The 18,282-nt window shown below is 72.0% G+C and carries 16 protein-coding genes; 8 read left to right on the top strand and 8 right to left on the bottom strand.

The window, feature by feature from the left end; genetic code table 11:
- Together MR1_RS15195 and MR1_RS15190 are read right to left on the bottom strand one after the other, a co-directional pair.
- Positions 1-351, bottom strand: a 351-nt coding sequence (locus MR1_RS15195; RefSeq protein WP_067248740.1) for a TraR/DksA family transcriptional regulator, incomplete at its 3' end; no start/stop codon positions are given.
- Positions 352-409: 58 nt separating this feature from the next.
- Entirely contained in the window at positions 410-733 is a 324-nt protein-coding gene (locus MR1_RS15190; protein WP_067248736.1) for a cupin domain-containing protein, read from the bottom strand.
- Between the two features lie 196 nt (positions 734-929).
- On the opposite strand from MR1_RS15190, the gene MR1_RS15185 reads away from it, so the two are divergent.
- Positions 930-3,485, top strand: a complete 2,556-nt coding sequence (locus MR1_RS15185; protein WP_067248731.1) for an NHL repeat-containing protein — start codon at positions 930-932, stop codon at positions 3,483-3,485.
- A 56-nt stretch (positions 3,486-3,541) separates the two neighbouring features.
- Positions 3,542-4,582 carry a hypothetical protein gene (locus tag MR1_RS15180; protein ID WP_067248728.1) on the top strand — a complete coding sequence of 347 codons (1,041 nt, stop codon included), beginning with the start codon at positions 3,542-3,544 and terminating at the stop codon, positions 4,580-4,582.
- Positions 4,583-4,616: 34 nt separating this feature from the next.
- Here MR1_RS15180 and MR1_RS20190 read toward each other — a convergent pair whose 3' ends face one another.
- Both MR1_RS20190 and MR1_RS15170 read right to left on the bottom strand, forming a co-directional pair.
- A complete protein-coding gene (locus MR1_RS20190) occupies positions 4,617-4,754 on the bottom strand; it encodes a hypothetical protein (protein WP_169797703.1) in 138 nt (45 codons plus the stop codon).
- 209 nt (positions 4,755-4,963) lie between these two features.
- A complete protein-coding gene (locus tag MR1_RS15170) occupies positions 4,964-5,746 on the bottom strand; it encodes a GntR family transcriptional regulator (protein WP_067248722.1) in 783 nt (260 codons plus the stop codon).
- 139 nt (positions 5,747-5,885) lie between these two features.
- Between MR1_RS15170 and MR1_RS15165 the strand changes: the two genes are divergently transcribed.
- Genes MR1_RS15165 through MR1_RS15145 form a run of 5 tightly spaced genes read left to right on the top strand, consistent with a single transcriptional unit; the run spans position 5,886 to position 12,263 of the window.
- Positions 5,886-7,109, top strand: coding sequence for a metal-dependent hydrolase family protein (locus MR1_RS15165; protein WP_067248719.1), 1,224 nt, complete (start codon positions 5,886-5,888; stop codon positions 7,107-7,109).
- Between the two features lie 28 nt (positions 7,110-7,137).
- Positions 7,138-8,736 carry an ABC transporter substrate-binding protein gene (locus MR1_RS15160; protein WP_067248715.1) on the top strand — a complete coding sequence of 533 codons (1,599 nt, stop codon included), beginning with the start codon at positions 7,138-7,140 and terminating at the stop codon, positions 8,734-8,736.
- 25 nt (positions 8,737-8,761) lie between these two features.
- Complete coding sequence (locus MR1_RS15155) at positions 8,762-9,787, top strand: ABC transporter permease (RefSeq protein WP_157518273.1); 1,026 nt, start codon at positions 8,762-8,764, stop codon at positions 9,785-9,787.
- A complete protein-coding gene (locus MR1_RS15150) occupies positions 9,784-10,581 on the top strand; it encodes an ABC transporter permease (protein WP_067248709.1) in 798 nt (265 codons plus the stop codon). Before MR1_RS15155 ends, MR1_RS15150 begins: the two co-directional genes overlap by 4 nt.
- Positions 10,578-12,263, top strand: a complete 1,686-nt coding sequence (locus MR1_RS15145; protein WP_067248705.1) for a dipeptide ABC transporter ATP-binding protein — start codon at positions 10,578-10,580, stop codon at positions 12,261-12,263. Before MR1_RS15150 ends, MR1_RS15145 begins: the two co-directional genes overlap by 4 nt.
- 196 nt (positions 12,264-12,459) lie before the next feature.
- Here MR1_RS15145 and purL read toward each other — a convergent pair whose 3' ends face one another.
- Together purL and MR1_RS15135 are read right to left on the bottom strand one after the other, a co-directional pair.
- The gene (gene purL, locus MR1_RS15140) at positions 12,460-14,784 is read right to left on the bottom strand and encodes a phosphoribosylformylglycinamidine synthase subunit PurL (RefSeq protein WP_067248702.1); all 2,325 of its coding nucleotides are present in this window, start codon (positions 14,782-14,784) and stop codon (positions 12,460-12,462) included.
- Positions 14,785-14,945: 161 nt separating this feature from the next.
- Complete coding sequence (locus tag MR1_RS15135) at positions 14,946-15,884, bottom strand: helix-turn-helix transcriptional regulator (RefSeq protein ID WP_067248699.1); 939 nt, start codon at positions 15,882-15,884, stop codon at positions 14,946-14,948.
- 103 nt (positions 15,885-15,987) lie between these two features.
- Between MR1_RS15135 and MR1_RS15130 the strand changes: the two genes are divergently transcribed.
- Positions 15,988-16,443, top strand: a complete 456-nt coding sequence (locus MR1_RS15130) for a VOC family protein (RefSeq protein WP_067248695.1) — start codon at positions 15,988-15,990, stop codon at positions 16,441-16,443.
- A 24-nt stretch (positions 16,444-16,467) separates the two neighbouring features.
- Here MR1_RS15130 and MR1_RS15125 read toward each other — a convergent pair whose 3' ends face one another.
- The gene (locus MR1_RS15125; protein ID WP_067248692.1) at positions 16,468-17,196 is read right to left on the bottom strand and encodes an SGNH/GDSL hydrolase family protein; all 729 of its coding nucleotides are present in this window, start codon (positions 17,194-17,196) and stop codon (positions 16,468-16,470) included.
- Positions 17,193-18,282: DUF4185 domain-containing protein (locus MR1_RS15120; RefSeq protein WP_067248689.1), on the bottom strand; the 1,090-nt coding region annotated here is incomplete at its 5' end. The genes MR1_RS15120 and MR1_RS15125, both read right to left, overlap by 4 nt.

The raw sequence follows: 18,282 nt of genomic DNA, 5'->3' as shown, positions 1-18,282 counted from the left end.
CTTCTCGGCGCACGGCACGCACCGCTCCGCGAACGGCCGGATCGCGAGGCGTGCGGGCGGGATCGGGCGTCCGCAGTCGACGCACACGCCGTAGACGCCCGCCGCCGTGCGGGCCAGCGCGTCGTCGACCTGGCGGAGCTCCGCGCGCGCCGCATCGGCGAGGCCGGAGAGGCGTGACCACTCGGCGGACAGCGTGACGCCGTCGGGATCGTGCTCGTCGTCGTCGTTCGCGCTCTCCCGGTCGTGCATGAGCGCCGCCAGCGCGGCCTCGGCCGCCGCCACGCGGCCCGCGGCCTCCGCGCGGATCCCCTCCAGGGTGAGCCGTGCGCGGTCGGGGTCGTGACTCTCCATCCGTCCAGCATCCTCCCCGGCGCCGACACCGGCGCCGACGAGAGGCGATCAGCCGCCCCTATTCGAGCCACTCGGTGACGAAGCGGTCGTTCGCGTGCACGTGGGTGGCCTCGTAGGTCCCGCCGTCGAGCACCTCGAAGCGATGCGCGACGAGGGCCGGGACGACCAGGATCTGGCCCCCGACGCCGACGACGCGCTCGTCGCCCACGGTGAACAGCGCCCGGCCGCGATGGATGACGAAGGTCTCGGCATAGGGATGGCGGTGCAGCCACGGCCCCGTGCCGGGCGTGGTGACGTACTCCCGGATGATGCTCACGGGCGACCCGATCACGAACCCCTCGAGGTTCGCGTCACGGGCGACGTCGATCGGCTGGATGGTCATGGCGCCTCCGTCATGGTGTCCGTGCCCACGCTACGCGCCGACGCCCCCGCGGCACAGGTCCCCCTGACATTCGCTTGCCATTTCCACATCTTCATGTGTTAATAGGGGCAGCATCGGGCGGCAAAGCTCTGGGATCGCCCGTTCATTCAGCAAATCCGATGTGCAAATACGAATCTGTGACGTCAAGGGAGACGGCATGCATCCTCATCGACCACGCCTCATCGCGGCGGGCGCGTTCCTCGTCGCCCTCGCCATGGCGGGAGCCGCTGCGCCGGCGCTCGCCCTCACCCCTCGCACCGCGGAGGCGGCGGCTCCCGGCGATCCGGTGACCGACCTCGGCGAGCAGGTGCAGAAGTCCCAGGTGCTCGCCTCGCTGACGACCACGGCGCCGGACGGGACGCCGATCGGCGTCTACGTCGTGTCGGGGAATCCGAACGTGACCGCGGAGGTCTCGGTGATCGACCTCCGTTCCGGCCAGCCCCTGCTGCAGACCCGGATCGACGAGGGCGCGAGCAGCCAGCGCGCGATCGCGCAGTCCCCGGTCGACGGCGCGGTCTACATCGGGACCTCGGACGTCGGCCACCTCTACCGTTACCGACCGGGCGCCGATGCCGTCGAGCATCTGACGGCGCTGCCGTCGGGCGAGCTCGCGTGGGGAATGGACGTCGGGCAGGACGGCACCGTGTGGGTCGGCGCGTACCCCTCCGGGAAGCTCTACTCGTTCGACCCGGTCACGAACGCGCTCGCGGATCACGGACAGGCTCTGCCGGGCGAGCAGTACGTGGACTCCATCGCCGCCGTCGGGGACACGGTCTACATCGGCACGCAGCCGAACGGGCGGCTGGCGGCGTTCGACCGCGTCAGCGGTGCGTACACGGAGATCGCCATGCCGGACGGTCACCACGAGACCGCCATCAGCGCGCTGGACGTCCGCCGGGATCTGATGTTCGTCAGCACCGGCACCACCATCCACGTGCGCGACCTCGCCCGCGGCGAGTGGGTGGACGCCATCACCGGCGCGGACAACCGCGTGTCGCCGGTCGACCCGCACGACCCCGATCTCGTCTACGCCCGGATCAACGGACAGATCCACAGCTACGACCTCGTCACCGGTGCGATCACGCCGATCAACGCCCGCCCCAACGCGACACCCGAGTCCTGGGCCTGGTTGCCCATCACCTCCGCGGATCCGCTCCTGGTGATGACCTATTGGAACGGGGGCCGGACGTACGGCTTCAGCGTCACGGGAGGAAAGGGCTACTACCTCTCGCCTCCGCTGCTCGGAGCGGCCGCCCCGCTGATCAGCCTCGGCCACGACGACCGCGGCGGCGTCTACTCCGGGGCCTTCCTCAGCCCTCCGGGGATGGGGCGCTACGACTCGACGACCGGCCAGACCACGCTGCTCGCGGGGACGAGTCAGGTCGAGGGGTACGGGACGTTCAACGGCAAGGTGGTCTTCGGCCGCTACCCGCAGGGATCCCTGTACGTCTACGATCCGAGCCGCTCCTGGGCGTACGGGACCAACCCGGCGGCGCCGCTCGAGCTCGGCGAGGGACAGAGCCGCCCGCAGGGCTTCGTCCAGCTGGACGAGGACACCGTCGTCGTCGCCTCCGTCCCGAAGCCGGGCGAGCACGGGGGAGCGCTGACCCTCTGGCGGCCCGAGGACGCGACCTTCACGGTTCATCGAGGCGTCGTCCCCGACCAGACGCCGTCGTCGATCGCCCTGCACGACGGGATCGTGTACGGAGGCACCTCGATCCACGGCGGCTACGGCATCGACCCGGTGGCCGCAGAACCGGTGCTGTTCGCCTGGGACCCGGCGACGGCGACGACGCGATGGAGCATCCCCGTACCCGACGCGACCTATGTCGCCGGCGTGGCCGTCGCCGAGGACGGGATGATCTGGGCGACCGTCGACGGGCGCCGGATCATCGAGGTCGACCCGGAGACGCGGACGGTGACGCGGACGATCCCGATCGACGACGAGGCGGCGATCGACCGCTTCGGCGACAACGACCGGATCCTCTTCGACCACGGCCGCCTCTTCGCGTCGCTGGCCAATCGCCTGCTCGTCCTCGACCCGGTCACGGAGGAGACCACGGTCCTGCTGGGCACGGGCAGCGGGCGGGACGACGGCGTCGACGAGGTGCTGGAGCTCACACAGGACACCGCGGGCGACCTCTACGTGATCGCCGAGCACACCCGGCTCGTCTCCTACGACCTGCCCGACGACGTCGTCGCCCCCGAGCCCGCTGTCGTGGCGGGAGAGCAGTCGCCGGACGGCGCGGTCGTCCTCGTCTCGGCCGCCGACGCCGTCGACCCCGATCCGGTGGTCCAGTTCCGCATCGACGGAGGCGAGTGGCGGACGAGCGCCTCGCCCGCGCGCGTCGTCGTCCCCTACGGCGCGACCCTGGAGTACCGGGCGAAGGACTCCGCCTGGAACGCCTCCGCCACCGGAGCGTACGCGGCGCCGGCGTCGGCGCAGCACCCGCCGACGATCTCGGTGGACCGCAGCCAGGCGCGCCGCGGCTCCGTCGTGGAGGTGACGGGCGCCGGATTCACGCCCGGGGACACCGTGTCCCTGCAACTGCGTCGCGGGGACCTCGCCCCCGGTGAGGCCACGGTCTCCGAGGACGGCAGCCTCCGGGCGTCCGTGCGGGTGCCCGAGGACGTGCGGCCGGGACGTGCCGACGTCGTCGCGGTCACCCCGGCCGGCTCGTCGCCCGCGGTGAAACTGGTGGTCGTCCCGTGAGGGCCTCGGCGGGGGCGGCGACGCGTCGCCCCCGCCGCGAGGGAGGAGAGGACTCGATGACGATCCCCGCGGTGGCGCTGCGTCTCGCGCTCTGCGCCGGCCTGGCGCTGACCATGCTGCTGTCCCCCGTCGCGGGCCGGCCCGCGACCGCCGCCGACGCCGTGGCGTTCGCGGCGGCAGGGGTCCCCGTCGGTGCCCCGACCACGAACCCCGGGGGGAAGTCTCGGTTCGTCGTCTCCGTCGGGAACCTCGGATCCGGCGGCGTGCCCGTGAGCGACGTCCGGGTGCGCTTGGGCAGCTACTCGTTCACCGGGTCGCAGGGGGCGGTCACCGCGAGCCTCTACTCCTGGAGCCAGGCTGACCCGGCGCCGCGCGCGGGGACGGGGACCATCTCGGCGGGCTGTACCGACGTGCCCACGTGCGAGGTGCGCACGGCACCGGGGTTCACCGGGGCGCCGACGGAGTCGTGGACCGGCACGTTCGTGAACCACGGGGACTGGATCCGGATCGACTGGTCGCACGGGGAGTGGGAGGAATGGACCGTCGCGACGACGTCGGACGGCGCGCTCGCCCGGCTCACGTGGCGGGACTCCAGCTCCTCGACCCAGGGCGTGGCGTACGGAAGCAACGCCACGTTCCAGAGCAGGCGGGCGATGCAGACGATCGCGTCATCCGGACGGAGTCTGCCCTACCGCGGAACGACCTGGAACGACGGCGGGCTCCGCTCCTTCAACCAGGTCTTCGACACCTCGCTGTACGACGTCTGCAGCACGGCGACCTGGTGCCTGACGCATCGCCAGGTCTCGTCGACCGCGTGCGCGTGCGCCTCGTCGCCGTCTACGGCGATCAACTACTTCGTGACGCGCGTCGGCACGACCGATCGCCGCGACACCTGGGAACACTGGTGTCAGTGCCTCGCCGACGGGCGGGGCGAGACCTGCTACTCGGGGAACTCGCATACGAAGCCCCTGCTGCAGATCATCGATGACGACAATGCGTGGCGCGGGTGGGTCGGAGTCGAGGTCTTCTCCGACCAGACCGGCGGCAACCTCGCTCACGGCTACTACTCGACGTTCTCCATCGCGCCTTCGTTCTGAGCTCTGACGCGGGCGACGGCCCCGGTCGAGTGCGTCAGCCGAAGAGGACCGCGAGGGTGGTGGCGCCGCCGCCGACGAGGATGAGGGACACGATCGTCACCCAGGCGACGACCCGGATCCGGCGGTTGCGGCGCTCGCCGAAGCCGCCGTACTCCTCGTCGATGTCGCTCACCGGGCTCCCGTCCTCGTCCTTCGCCGTGCGTCCCCCGGGCTCGACGGTCGCGCCGTCCGTCCCGGGATCCGCTAGCGCGAGCGTACGTGATCCCCGCTCCCGATGCACATCCCCCGCCCCCGTCGAGTGGTCAGTTTTTGTGGGTTCAGGGGCGCTCAACCCACAAAAACTGACCACTCGACGAAAGGAGCGCGGGGTGAGGGAGGGGGTCAGCGCCAGGTGACGTTCCAGGGCTCCTTGACCGTGCGGACGAACGAATAGGTCACGAGGTCGGGGTGGTGCACCTCGTGCGCGTGATAGATCCGCTTGCCGCTGAGGGTCACCCCCACGATCTGCCACATCTTCGCCACACCGCCGACGGGCTGCTCCAGCAGCGGGGCCTGCTCCTCCGAGAGCGCGGTGACGCCGGCGGTCACGACCTCCCAGGCGATCGCCTCGGACCACAGGTCGTTGGCGATCTCGAACACCGAGCGGGTCGGATCGATGAACGGCCGCTCCGTGCCGGCGGGGAACGGGACCGTGTACGTGCCGATCATCGCGGGTCGCTCGTCCGCGAACCAGCGCAGCACGATCCGCGCGGTGACCGGCTCGACGTCCGGGGTCAGCAGAGGCGCGATGTCCTCGGGCATGGGCTCGAACGACGCGGAGATGACCTCGACGGACGGCGTGTATCCCATCCGTGCGAGTACGTCTCCGTACTCGACGCGTGCGTCGAAGCGGGCGCTGAGCCGCAGGGCGAGCGGATCGACCATCGTCGACGCCCCCTGACGGCGGATCACGATCCCCTGGCTCTCCAGCTGGGTCAGCGCGTGCCGGATCTGCTGCCGGGTGCACCCCAGCAGCTCCGCGAGCCGGTGCTCGCCCGGCAGGGGCGCATCCGCCTCGGCGGACTCCCGCACGTGCCGGAGCACGCCGCTGAGGATGCGCTCGTCGTCGTTGAGGGGAGCGCGCGGCTTCCGCTCGCTCCAGGAACCGATCGCGCCTTTGGTCATGCCGTCCTTCCCCGCTCGGACAGCCTAGATGGCGGTGTTCGTCACAACAAGTCAACAAGTTCCGGCAAATCAAGCAGAACCTCTCAACAAGTGTCGCGGAATCTGCTAGCGTCGGGCCACCCGCACAGAGGAGTGAGCAGTGCCATCGACTCAGGAGTCCATCCGCGGCGTCCCGCTCTGGGACGGCGTCGCCTTCCGCGGAGCCAGCCGCATCGAGTGGTCGGGCGACCGCATCGAGACGGTCGCGGACGACGAGCCCGCGCACGACGACCTGTGCGTCATCCCGGGACTCATCGACACGCACGTGCACCTGGGCGCCTACTCCGGGACCGGTCACGCGGACTGGTCGTCCTGGCCCCTCATCACGCCGTGGGAGGAGCAGGTCTTCCACATCGCCCACAATGCGCAGAAGGCGGCGCGCGGCGGCGTCACCACGCTGCGGGACCTGTCCGGGGACGAGCGGCAGCTCGCGGTGAAGCGGGCGTTCGACGAGGGGATCCAGCCGGGTCCGCGGATCCTCGTCCACGGAGCCGTGGGCATGACGGCCGGCCACGGCGACCTCTTCATCCCTCCCCACTACCCGCACCGCGGCCGGGTCGCCGACAGCCCGGACGAGTGCCGCAAGCTCGTCCGCGAGTACGCCCGCCTCGGCGCGGACGGCATCAAGATCTTCACGAGCGGCGGCGTGCTCTCGATGGGCGACAAGGTGGGCTGGCGCAACCAGACCCTCGACGAGATCCGGACGACGATCGACGAGGCGCACGCCCTGGGGATGCCGGTCGCGGCGCACAGCCACTCCGCCGAGGGCAACGAGATCGCCCTCGCCGTCGGCGCGGACTCGATCGAGCACGGCACGGGGCTGGAGCGGGACCAGTGGGACCGTCTCATCGAGCGGAACGTCTCCATCGCCCCCACCCTGCTCATCAACGACGCCATCGCCGACGGCCGCGTGAACGTGGGCGAGGAGGCGCAGGCGAAGGCCAAGGACGTCGTCGCCTACCGCGACTCGCTGTTCGGCGACGCGGGACGCGCGGGGATCCGCTTCGTCCTCGGCACGGATGCGAACGGCGTGTTCGTGCAGTTCGGCGACCAGATGGAGGAGGTGCGACTGATGGCGCGGATGTTCGGCTGGACGGCCGAACGCGCCCTCGTCTCCGCGACCTCCGACGCCGCCGACGTGGTCCGCATGGGGGACCGGATCGGCTCGCTCGCCCCCGGCCGCGCGGCCGACCTCGTCGTGCTCCGCGGCCGGCCGTGGGAGGACATCGAGGACCTCCGCGTCGAGAACATCGTCGCCGTCGTGTCACGGGGCCGCCTCGTGCACGGCGCCCTTCCGACCAGCGTCCAGACCGGCGCGGCCTGAGCCCCGCCCGACTCCGAGAGGGACAAACGTGAACACTTCAGGAAGACTCACCGCCTCGCGCTGGGCCGCGGCCCTCGGGGCCACCGTCGTCGGCGCCGGACTCCTCGCGGGGTGCGCCGCCGGCGGAGGCGGGGGAGGCGGCTCGGCCTCGGACGAGCTGTACATCGCCGTGCAGGACGATCCGGTCTGCCTGGATCCGCAGCAGGTGACGCTCACGACCGCGCTCAACATCGGCCGGCAGCTCGTCGACTCGCTCGTGGACCAGGACCCCGAGACCGGCGAGATCGTGCCGTGGCTGGCCGAGTCCTACGAGGCGGACGACACGCTCACCGCGTTCACGTTCACCCTCCGCGACGACGTCACCTTCAGCGACGGCTCCGCGCTCACCCCGGAGACGGTCAAGGCGAACTTCGACGCCCTCGCCGCGCTCGGCACCACCGCGGCGCTCGCCTCCCAGTACCTGGCCGGCTACCAGGGCACCGAGATCGTCGACGACGCCACCGTGCGCGTCACGTTCGCCGAGCCGAACGCGCAGTTCCTGCAGGGCGCGAGCACGATCACCCTCGGCCTGCTCTCGGACGCGTCGGCCGCGCTCAGCGCCGAGGAGCGCTGTCAGTCGCCCGTGGGATCCGGTCCGTTCGTGCTCGACACCTACACGTCGAACGACTCCGTGGTGCTCACGGCGCGGGAGGGCTACGGCTGGGCCTCGGAGCTGCGCGAGCACGAGGGCGACGCCGCGGTCAAGACCGTCACGTTCGCCGTCACGCCGGAGCCCGGCGTGCGCACCGGCGGCCTCCAGACCGGCGAGTTCGACATGATCCTCGACCTCCCCGCCGCCGACGAGGCGCGCTTCGGCACCGAGGAGTTCCAGATCTTCGCGCGGGCCAATCCGGGCGTCCCCCACTCCCTGGTCCCCAACACCGAGCGCCCCGTCGTGTCCGACCCGGCCGTCCGCCGGGCGATGATCCTGGCGACCGACCGCGCGGAGATCTCCGAGCTCACCGGATCCGGCCACGTCGACCCGGCCACCGGCGTGCTCAGCAGCGCGACGCCGTCGTTCCTCGACCAGGCCGACGCGCTGAAGACGGACCTCGACGCGGCGAAGAAGCTCCTCGACGACGCCGGCTGGAAGGCCGGAGCCGACGGGGTCCGGGAGAAGGACGGCACGCCCCTGCGCATGACCGTCACCGCGTTCTACGGCCAGGACGTGCTGGAGGCCGCACAGGCCCAGCTCGCCAAGGCCGGGATCGATCTGCAGATCGCCATGGTCACCTCCGGCGACTTCTTCGGCGCGGTCTCGTCGCGGGACTACGACTTCCTCGGCGCGGGCCTGACCCGTACCGATCCGGACGTGCTGCGCGTCATGTTCTCCGCGGAGTCCGCCGCCCGCTGGGCCGTCGTCGCCGACCCGGAGCTCGACGCCGAGCTCGCGACGCAGGCCGAGACCTCCGACCCTGCGGCCCGCGCGGACCTGCTCGGGCAGGCGCAGACGCGGATCCTCGACCAGGCGTACCTCGTGCCGCTGCTGCAGGTCGCGCAGGTGCACGCGGCGCAGAAGGGCGTCACCGGCGTCGCTTTCGACTCCTCCTCGCGGATCGTCCTGTACGACGCGACGGTCGAGCGCTGACCGCCCCGGGCAGGAGGGAAGGACGATGACAGGGACGATCCCACCCGGCCGTGGCCGGCGCATCATGGGCTACATCCTCCCCAGGGTGGCTCAGTTCGTCTTCGTCGTGCTGGCGACGTACACGGTCGTGTTCCTCCTCATCACCTTCCTGCCCGGGGACCCCGTGCTCGCCGCGCTGGCGAGCAAGAGCGGCGGCGACACGGTCGTCGACCCGGAGACCCTGGAGCGGCTGCGCGAGCGCTACGGCCTCGCCGGGACGCCGTGGGAGCAGTACTGGCACCGACTCGGGATGCTCCTCCAGGGCGACCTGGGGATCTCGCTCGCGACCGGGCAGCCGGTCGCGACGATGATCGCCCGGACCCTGCCGCATTCGGTGGAGATCGCGGTCCTGGCGCTGGTCATCGCGATCGTGCTCGCCGTGCTCGTCACGTTCCTCGCCTTCCTCGCCCCGACGCGGTGGCTGCGCAACGTCCTGCTGCAGATCCCGCCGTTCGGCGTCGCGATCCCCGCCTTCCTGACCGGGCTCCTGCTCATCAGCGTGTTCTCGTTCGGCCTGGGATGGCTCCCCTCCTCCGGCACCCGGCAGGCGGGCAGCGCGATCCTGCCGGCCATCACGCTCGCTCTGCCCGTGGGCGCGATCCTGTTCCAGGTGTTCTCCGCGGCCGTCATCGAGGCGCAGGCGGGACAGCACGTGTTCACCGCGGTCGCGAAGGGCGTCCCGCCGCGCCGGATCTTCACGGCCCATCTGCTGCGCAATGCGCTGCTCCCGTCGATCACCATGCTCGGGCTCACGATCGGGTATCTCGCGGCGGGGACGGCGGTCGTGGAGACGGTGTTCTCCCGTGACGGGATCGGCCGGATGACCGTGAACGCGGTGCTGGCCAGGGACATCACGGTGATCCAGGGGATCGTGCTGCTCATCGCCGCGGTCTACGCGACGGTGAACCTGGTCGTCGACCTGGCGTACGGGGTGATCGACCCGCGGACGCGGCGTTCCGGCCGAGGGCGCGGCGCCGCCAGACCGGCCGCCCCCGCGGAGGCGGCGGCATGAGGCTCCTCCGCCAGCCCGGCTTCCTGCTGAGCGTTCTCGTCCTGCTCGTCGTGGCGGTCGCGATCGCCGCGCCCTCGCTGCTCGCGACGCACGACCCGTACCTGTCCGTGCCCAAGGAGCGGCTGCTGCCGCCGAGCGCCGAGCACCTCTTCGGCACCGACAACCTCGGCCGCGACCTCTACTCGCGCGTGGTGCACGGCGCGGCGCTGTCGATCGTGTCCGCGGCGCTCGCGGTCGCCGTGGGCGTGGTGGTCGGGGGACTCGTCGGACTCGCCTCCGGCTTCCTCGGCGGCGTCGTCGACTTCGCGGTCATGCGGGTCGTGGACGTCCTCGTCGCGATCCCGGGGATCCTCCTGGCCCTCATCGTCGTGGCGACCCTCGGCTTCGGCCCGGTCTCGATCGGGCTCGGCGTCGGGCTGGGAGCCGCCGGCAGCTTCGCGCGCGTGATGCGCGCCCAGGTGCTCCGCGTCCGCAACGAGGAGTACGTCGAAGCCGCGAGGACCCTCGGCGCCCGGCTTCCCGCCGTCGTGTTCCAGCACGTGCTGCCCAACGCCGCCCGTCCCGTGATCGCCGTCGCCGCGCTGGAGCTCGGCACCGCGATCCTGGGCGTCTCGGCGCTCACCTTCCTGGGCTTCGGCGCGCCGCCGCCCGCGCCGGAGTGGGGCGCCCTGTCCTCGACCGGTCGCGACTTCATCGCCACCCAGCCCTGGCTGAGCATCATCCCGGGTCTGGTGATCCTCGCGGTGGTGCTGGCCGTGAACCGGATCGCACGAGCAATCGGAGACGAACGATGAGCGCACCGCTGCTGAGCGTCGAGGACCTCCGCGTCGAGTACCGCACGCGGGGCCGCTGGGCCGAGGTCGTGCACGGCGTCTCCTTCACGGTCGAGGCGGGGAAGGTCGTCGCCCTCGTCGGCGAGTCCGGCTCCGGGAAGTCCACCGTCTCGCAGGCGCTCATCCGCCGCCTGCCGGACAACGGGCGGATCACCGGCGGCGCCGTCCGCTTCGCCGGGCACGACCTCGTCCGCCTCCCCGAGCGCGCCCTGCGGAGGATGCGGGGCGCGCAGATCGGATTCGTCCCGCAGGATCCCGGCTCCTCGCTCAACCCGCTGATGCGGGTGGGCGAGCAGATCGCCGAGTCGCTGCGGATCCACCGGCGGATGCCCCGCGCCGCGGCGGCCGCACGGGCGGTGGAGATCCTCGACGAGGTGGGGATCCCCGACCCGGCGCTGCGGGCGACGCAGTATCCGCACGAGCTGTCCGGGGGGCTCCGGCAGCGGGCCCTCATCGGGATCGCCTGGGCGTGCGGGCCGCAGCTCGTGATCGCCGACGAGCCGACCAGCGCGCTGGACGTGACCGTCCAGCGTCACGTCCTGGACCAGCTCGACGCGCTCGTGCAGGAGCACGGGACAGCGGTGGTGCTGATCACGCACGACCTGGCCGTCGCCGCCGACCGCGCCGACGAGATCATCGTCATGTACCGCGGCGAGATCGTGGAGCGCGGCGCGACTGCCGACGTGCTGGGCGCCCCGACGCACGAGTACACGCGCGCGCTCGTCGCCGCGGCGCCGGGGCTGCGGGAGGGCCGGCTGACCCCGCGCACGGGCGGCCGCGCGGACGAGGCGCTCTTCGCGTCGTTCCGCGATCGCATGCCCACGGCGGACCCCGCGGGCGATCCCGACGCGTCGGCGGGGAACGCGACCGCCGGGATCCTCGAGGTGCGCGGCCTGCACAAGATCTACGGCGTCCGCGGCGGGTCCTTCCTCGCCGCCGACGACGTCTCCTTCGTCGTCCCCCGGGGGCGGACCCTGTCGATCGTCGGCGAATCCGGATCGGGCAAGACCACCAGCGCCCGGATCGCGGCGCGGCTCGTCGTGCCTGATGCCGGGACGATCCTGCTGGACGGCGAGGACATCACGGGCATCCGCGGGGAGGCCCTGCGGCAGCTCCGGCGCCGGATGCAGGTCGTGTACCAGAACCCGTTCGGGTCCCTGGATCCGCGCATGTCGGTGGAGCGGATCGTCGCCGAGCCGCTGCGGGCGTTCCGGGTCGGCGATCGCGGCTCGCAGCGGGCCCTCGTCCGCGAGCTGCTGGAGCGCGTGCGGCTGGATCCCGCGCTCGCCGCGCGTCGTCCGGCGGAGTTGTCCGGCGGTCAGCGGCAGCGCGTGGCGATCGCGCGGGCGCTCGCGATCGGCCCGGAGCTGATGATCCTCGACGAGCCGGTCTCGGCGCTCGACGTCTCGGTGCAGGAGCAGATCCTGCAGCTGCTCGTGGACCTGCAGGCCGAGTTCGGCCTCAGCTATCTGTTCATCTCGCACGACCTCGGGGTGGTCCGGCAGATCTCCGACGAGATCGTCGTGATGCAGAAGGGCCGGGTCGTCGAGTCCGGCGAGGCGGCGCAGGTGCTCGGTGCCCCCGCCCACGACTACACCCGCGAGCTCATCGCCGCGATCCCCGGCTCCCACGCCCCCGCCTAGCCTCGATCCGCCGCGCCTCGCCCCCGGTCCGTCGGTCGAGTGGTCAGTTTCTGTGGGTTCAGCGGCGCTCAACCCACAAAAGCTGACCACTCGACAACGGACGCCGCGACAACGGACGCCGCGACAACGGACGCCGCGACAACGGACGCCGCGACAACGGACGCCGCGGCGCGGACGCTGCGGCGAAGGGGGCGGGTCAGGCCGGGGCGGACTCCGAGACGGTGGGGCCGAAGGCGGCGGGGAGCGTGGACTGGGAGACCCGGCGCAGCTCCTCGGAGGAGACGGTGAACACGTCCTGCACCTCGAGCGTCGGCTCCGTGTCGGTCACGCCGATGCGGAGCACCGGGTAGCCGCGCCCCTCGCAGAGCCCGCGGAACTTCACGTCGTCCTCGCGCGGCACGGTCACGATCACGCGGCCGGTCGATTCGGAGAACAGCGCGGTCGCGGCGTCCACCCCGTCGCGCTCCATGAGCTCGGTCAGCCAGACGCGGGCGCCGACCCCGAAGCGCATGACGCCCTCGGCCAGCGCCTGGGCGAGGCCGCCCTCGGACAGATCGTGTGCGCTGGACACCAGCCACTCGTCGCGCGCGGCGGACAGCAGACCCGCGAGGCGCTTCTCGGCGGCGAGGTCGACCTTCGGCGGCGTGCCGCCGAGGTGGTCGTGCACGGTCTCCGCCCAGGCGGAGCCGGACAGCTCGGTCGAGGTGGTGCCGAGCAGGTAGATGTTCTGGCCCGCGTCCTGCCAGCCCGAGGGGATCCGGCGGGAGACGTCGTCGATGATGCCGAGCACGCCGACCAGCGGAGTCGGGTGGATGGGGACGTCGCCGGTCTGGTTGTAGAACGAGACGTTGCCGCCGGTGACGGGCGTGCCCAGCTCGTAGCAGCCGTCCGCGAGCCCGTCGACGGTCTGGCCGAACTGCCACATGACCTCGGGGTTCTCCGGGGAGCCGAAGTTCAGGCAGTCGGTGATCGCGGTCGGCACCGCACCGGTGACCGCGACGTTGCGGTACGCCTCGGCGAGCGCGAGCTGCGCGCCGGCGTACGGATCGAGCTGGCAGTAGCGGCCGTTCGCGTCGGTGGCGATCGCGAATCCGAGGCCGGACTCCTCGTCCACCCGGATCATGCCCGCGTCGTCCGGGAAGGCGAGCGCCGTGTTGCCGAGCACGTAGTAGTCGTACTGGTTGGTGATCCACCGGGTGTCGGCGAGGTTCGGGGAGGCGACGAGGGCGAGGAACTGCTCGCGCAGGACCTCCGGGTCGTTCGAGCGCGGCAGGAGCTCGGCGGCGTCCGCCTGCAGGGCGTCGATCCAGGTCGGGTAGGCGACGGGGCGGTCGTACACCGGACCGTCGACGGCGACGGTGGACGGGTCGACGTCCACGATCCGCTCGCCCTTCCAGTCGATCACGAGGCGCCCGTCGCCGGTCACCTCGCCGAGCACCGAGGTCTCGACGTCCCACTTGCCGGTGACGGCGAGGAAGGCGTCGAGCTTCTCCGGCGCGACGATCGCCATCATGCGCTCCTGCGACTCCGACATGAGGATCTCCTCGGCCGTGAGCGTGGGGTCGCGCAGCAGCACGTTGTCCAGCGACACGTGCATGCCGCTGTTGCCGTTGGCGGCGAGCTCGCTCGTGGCGCAGGAGATCCCGGCGGCGCCGAGGTCCTGGATCGCCTCGACGAGCTCGTCGCGGTAGAGCTCCAGGCAGCACTCGATGAGCACCTTCTCGGCGAACGGGTCGCCGACCTGCACGGCGGGACGCTTGGTGGGCCCGCCGTCGTCGAAGGAGTCCGAGGCGAGGATCGAGGCGCCGCCGATGCCGTCCCCGCCGGTGCGGGCGCCGAACAGGACGACCTTGTTGCCGACGCCGGTCGCGTTCGCGAGCTTCAGGTCCTCGTGACGGAGGACGCCCACCGCGAGCGCGTTGACGAGCGGGTTGGCCTGGTAGACGGCGTCGAAGACCGTCTCCCCGCCGATGTTCGGAAGGCCCAGGCAGTTGCCGTAGAAGCTGATCCCGCTGGTCACGCCGTGGACGACGCGGGCCGTGTCGGGGTGGTCGATCGCGCCGAAGCGGAGCGCGTCCATGACGGCCACGGGGCGGGCCCCCATGGAGATGATGTCGCGGACGATGCCGCCGACGCCGGTCGCGGCCCCCTGGAAGGGCTCGATGAAGGACGGGTGGTTGTGCGACTCCGCCTTGAACGTGACGGCCCAGCCCTCGCCCACGTCGATGACGCCCGCGTTCTGGCCCATGCCCACCATGAGGCGCTCGCGCATCTCGTCGGACACCTTCTGCCCGAACCGGCGCAGGTAGTTCTTCGACGACTTGTAGGAGCAGTGCTCCGACCACATCACGGAGTACATCGCCAGCTCGCCGGAGGTGGGGCGGCGGCCCAGGATCTCGCGGATCCGGGCGTACTCGTCGTCCTTGAGGCCGAGCGCCGCGTACGGCTGCTCCTTCTCGGGAGTCGCGCGGGCGTTCTCGACGGAGTCGGGGACGTGGACGGGGGCTTCGGACGTGGTCACGCGGGCTCCTGGAGAAGAGGGAGGCGGGGCCCGTCCAGTCTACCGGCGGGTGCCGCGCGCGATCCCCGCCGCGGGCCGGCGCGAGACCGAGGAGATGCGCGAGAACCCCGGGCTCCGGACGGCCGTCCGCGTCCGGCGGAGCATTCCGCGCGGCGCAGCGGTCAGCCGACGGCGGACGAGAGCCGCTCGGCCAGCGTCGTCGCCGCCCGGCGAAGAGCGTCGGGCGCCACGATCGTGAAGGGGGCGTCGAAGCGCGCCACCGCGGCGAGCACGCCCGTCCACGACCACGATCCGATCCTGATCCGGCAGGTGCCGTCCGCGAGCTGCTCCAGATCGTCGTCCTCGACCCACGCGGCGAGGTCGCGGGCCGGGCGATCGACCACCACCACGCCGGTGCACGGCCAGCGGTCCTCCGTCATGGCCCCCTTGCTCCGCGCCGCCACGAAGGTCTGGGCGTCGGACGCGGGGAGGCGGCGCGGTGTGAAGCCGGGGCCGGTCGGCGTGCGCGGACGCATTCGGTCGAGACGGAACAGCCGCCAATCGTCCCTGTCCAGGTCCCAGGCCACGAGATACCAGCGGCCGCCGCGTGCCACGACGGCGTGGGGCTCCGTCCGTCGCGTCTCATCCCCGCCGGAATAGTCGAACCGCAGCACCCGCCGTTCGGCCGCTGCCGCGCTCGCGGCCTCGAGCACGGCCGGGTCGACGCGCACGTCCGCACCCGACGAGGCGAAGCGGATCCCGTCCACCCGATGACGGAGACGGGACGGCATCACCTGACGCACCGTCGCCAGAGCGCGGGCCGCGCCTTCGTCGACCTCGACGCCGCTTGCCGGGGCGTGGCGCAGCGCGACGGCGATCGCCACCGCCTGGGCGTCGTCGAACAGCAGCGGCGGAAGGTCGGATCCGGCGGCAAGGCGATACCCGCCGTCGGGTCCCTTGTCGCCGTCGATCCGGTAGCCGAGCTCGCGCAGACGATCCACGTCGCGCCGGACCGTGCGCGGGGTCACACCCAGACGGTTGGCGAGGACGGCTCCCGGCCACCGGCGCGGGGCCTGCAGCAGGGAGAGGAGCGCGAGCATGCGCGCGGAGCTGCCGGCCATGGATCTATTCTCCCCGAGAAGAGGACAGACCTCGTCCTCTTTGGTCGGCAGGGTTGATCCCGCGCCGCACGGTGCGGCGCGAACACGATGACAGGAGCACCCCATGGCGATCCGCACCACCACTCACCTGAACCTCCCGGGCACGGCCCGCGCGGCGCTCGAGTTCTACGGCGCCGTCTTCGGCGGACGCGTCGTCGTCACCACCTACGCCGATCTCGGGATGCCCGCCGAGGCGCCCGGTGCCGACGACATCGTCTTCGGGGTCGTCGAGAGCCCGGAGGGCTTCCGCGTGATGGCGTACGACGTCCCGGGTCACGGCGTCGCGGACACGGGGACGACGCGTCGCGAGAACGGGGTGACGATCACCGATCGTCCCTTCTTCCTCTCGGTGCGCGCCGATTCCGCCGTCGAGGCCGAGCGCTACTGGAAGGGCCTCGCCGAGGGGGCGACGGTCGTGGAGCCGTTCGCCGCGTCGGCCTGGTCCCCCGGATTCGGCATGCTCACGGATCGGTTCGGCGTCACCTGGGTCCTCGACGTCGAGCCGACACCCGCGGCCTGAACGCGACGCGGTGGCCGCCGGCCGTCATGCGGGCGGCCACTGCGGGTGGCGGGCGACGGCGACGCGGGCGGCGAGGTCCGTGAGCACCGCGGAATCGCGGGGCTCCAGACCCAGCGTGCGCGCGATCCCCAGGGCGAGGAGGGCGTGCCCGGCCGCGCTCGGGTGGAAGGCGTCGTCGAGAAGGCCCCAGGGCATCCCCTCGTTGCCCGGCCCGGTGCCCGCCGAGAACTCCGTGAACGCGGCGTGCTGGTCGACGAGGATCACCTCCGCGTCGGACGCCACGTCGCGGATCGCCTGGGCGAAGTCCCCGATCCGCTCCCGGTCCGGCGCGTGCCGCAGGTCGATCGAGGGCGGCGTCTGGAGCACGGGCACGGCGCCGATCCCGCGGACCCGCCGGACGAACTCGCCGATCGACGCGGCGAAGTCCGCCGCCTCGATGACCGGATCCAGCCACGTGGTCGTGCAGTCGTTCGTCCCGATCATCAGCGTGACCACGTCCGGGTGCCAGTCCGCGACCCGGCGGGCGAAGTCGTCGAGGATCAGATCCGCGCGCCACCCGGTGACGGCGGTGTTGATCACGACGTCCTGCACACGGCCGAGGTCGCCGCGGATGAGCTCGTGCAGGTGATCGACGTAGTTTCGCGCCCCGCGGGTGTGGATCAGCCCGTGCGTGATCGAGTCCCCGGTCAGCACCCAGGTCAGCGGCGTCCCGGCGGCGACCGCATCCGCCAGCCGCGCGCGGTCCTCGCTCACCGGCGCACGTCCAGCCGCACGTCGAGGAACCGCGGGCGGTAGATCGAGGCGTCGTCGTACACGTCGCCGACGTTGTCGAAGGTGTTGACGTTGTAGGTGACGAGGATCCGGTTCCCGGTGCGCAGATTCGGGTGCTCGTGGGCGTTGTACGTGAAGACGTCCGCGTCGCCGTAGCTGCCGGCGAGCCCCGTCTCCGGGGTGCGGTACAGCTCGACCGGGTCGGTGAACGGCCCCGTCGGAGAGCAGGAGGTCCGGGCGACGATGCGCGTGCTGAACAGCTCCGAGGTGTCCTGGGTCACGAGCAGGTAGCCGTCGCGGAACCGCGCGACGCTGAACTCGTTCGCGACGTACGGGACGACCGGGACGGCGTCGACCTCCTGGCCGGACCAGCCGGATCCGTCCCAGAACGACCAGTCGCCCGCGATCCCGTCCCGTCCCTGCGCCCGGGCGACATAGGCCGAGCGGACGCCGCCGGGATCGGCGATCCCGTAGATGTACGTCGTCGGACCCTCCTCCAGCGTCCAGGATCCCCAGTTGATGCCCGTCTCGGAGGGGCGGTCGACGATCGTGTCGAGCTGGAGGCTGTCGCCGTCGAGGATCGCCAGACGGTTGGCGGTCCAGCGGAAGTCGAAGCTCCCGGATCCCGTCCGCTCGAACTGCAGCAGCGGGACCTGCACCGTGCCGTGCGCGCCGGGCGTCGGATCCCCGATCCAGTACCAGCGGCCGTCGGGCTCGGGCGGGATGATGCCGGCGGGCGCCTCGGGCGTTCCGCCGGTCACCGTCGTCATGCCGCCGCGGCGGTCCTCGAGCACCACGGAGTTGTTCACGAACGGGGAGTCCGCGGGGCGCGAGCCGTCGGGGTTCACGGTGCCGAGGAAGGTGTCCGAGAAGAACCACCCGGTGGCGCCGCCGGGCCGAGGCAACGAGAACGTGCTATCGCCGCCGGTCCATGCCCCGCCCGTCTCCGCGTACGAGCGGAAGCGGTCGGTCAGCTCCTCGTTGACGGTCGTCGTGGCCGTGAGCGTGCCGTCGGTGAGCGCGCACTGCCCGGGGCCGCGGCCGCCGGGGCTGGCGGGGGAGGCCGCG

The sequence above is a fragment of the Microbacterium resistens NBRC 103078 genome, assembly GCF_001552355.1.
Taxonomy (GTDB): Bacteria; Actinomycetota; Actinomycetes; order Actinomycetales; family Microbacteriaceae; genus Microbacterium; species Microbacterium resistens.
Note: the sequence above shows the minus strand (reverse complement) of the source record. Positions and strands in the feature narration are given on the sequence as shown.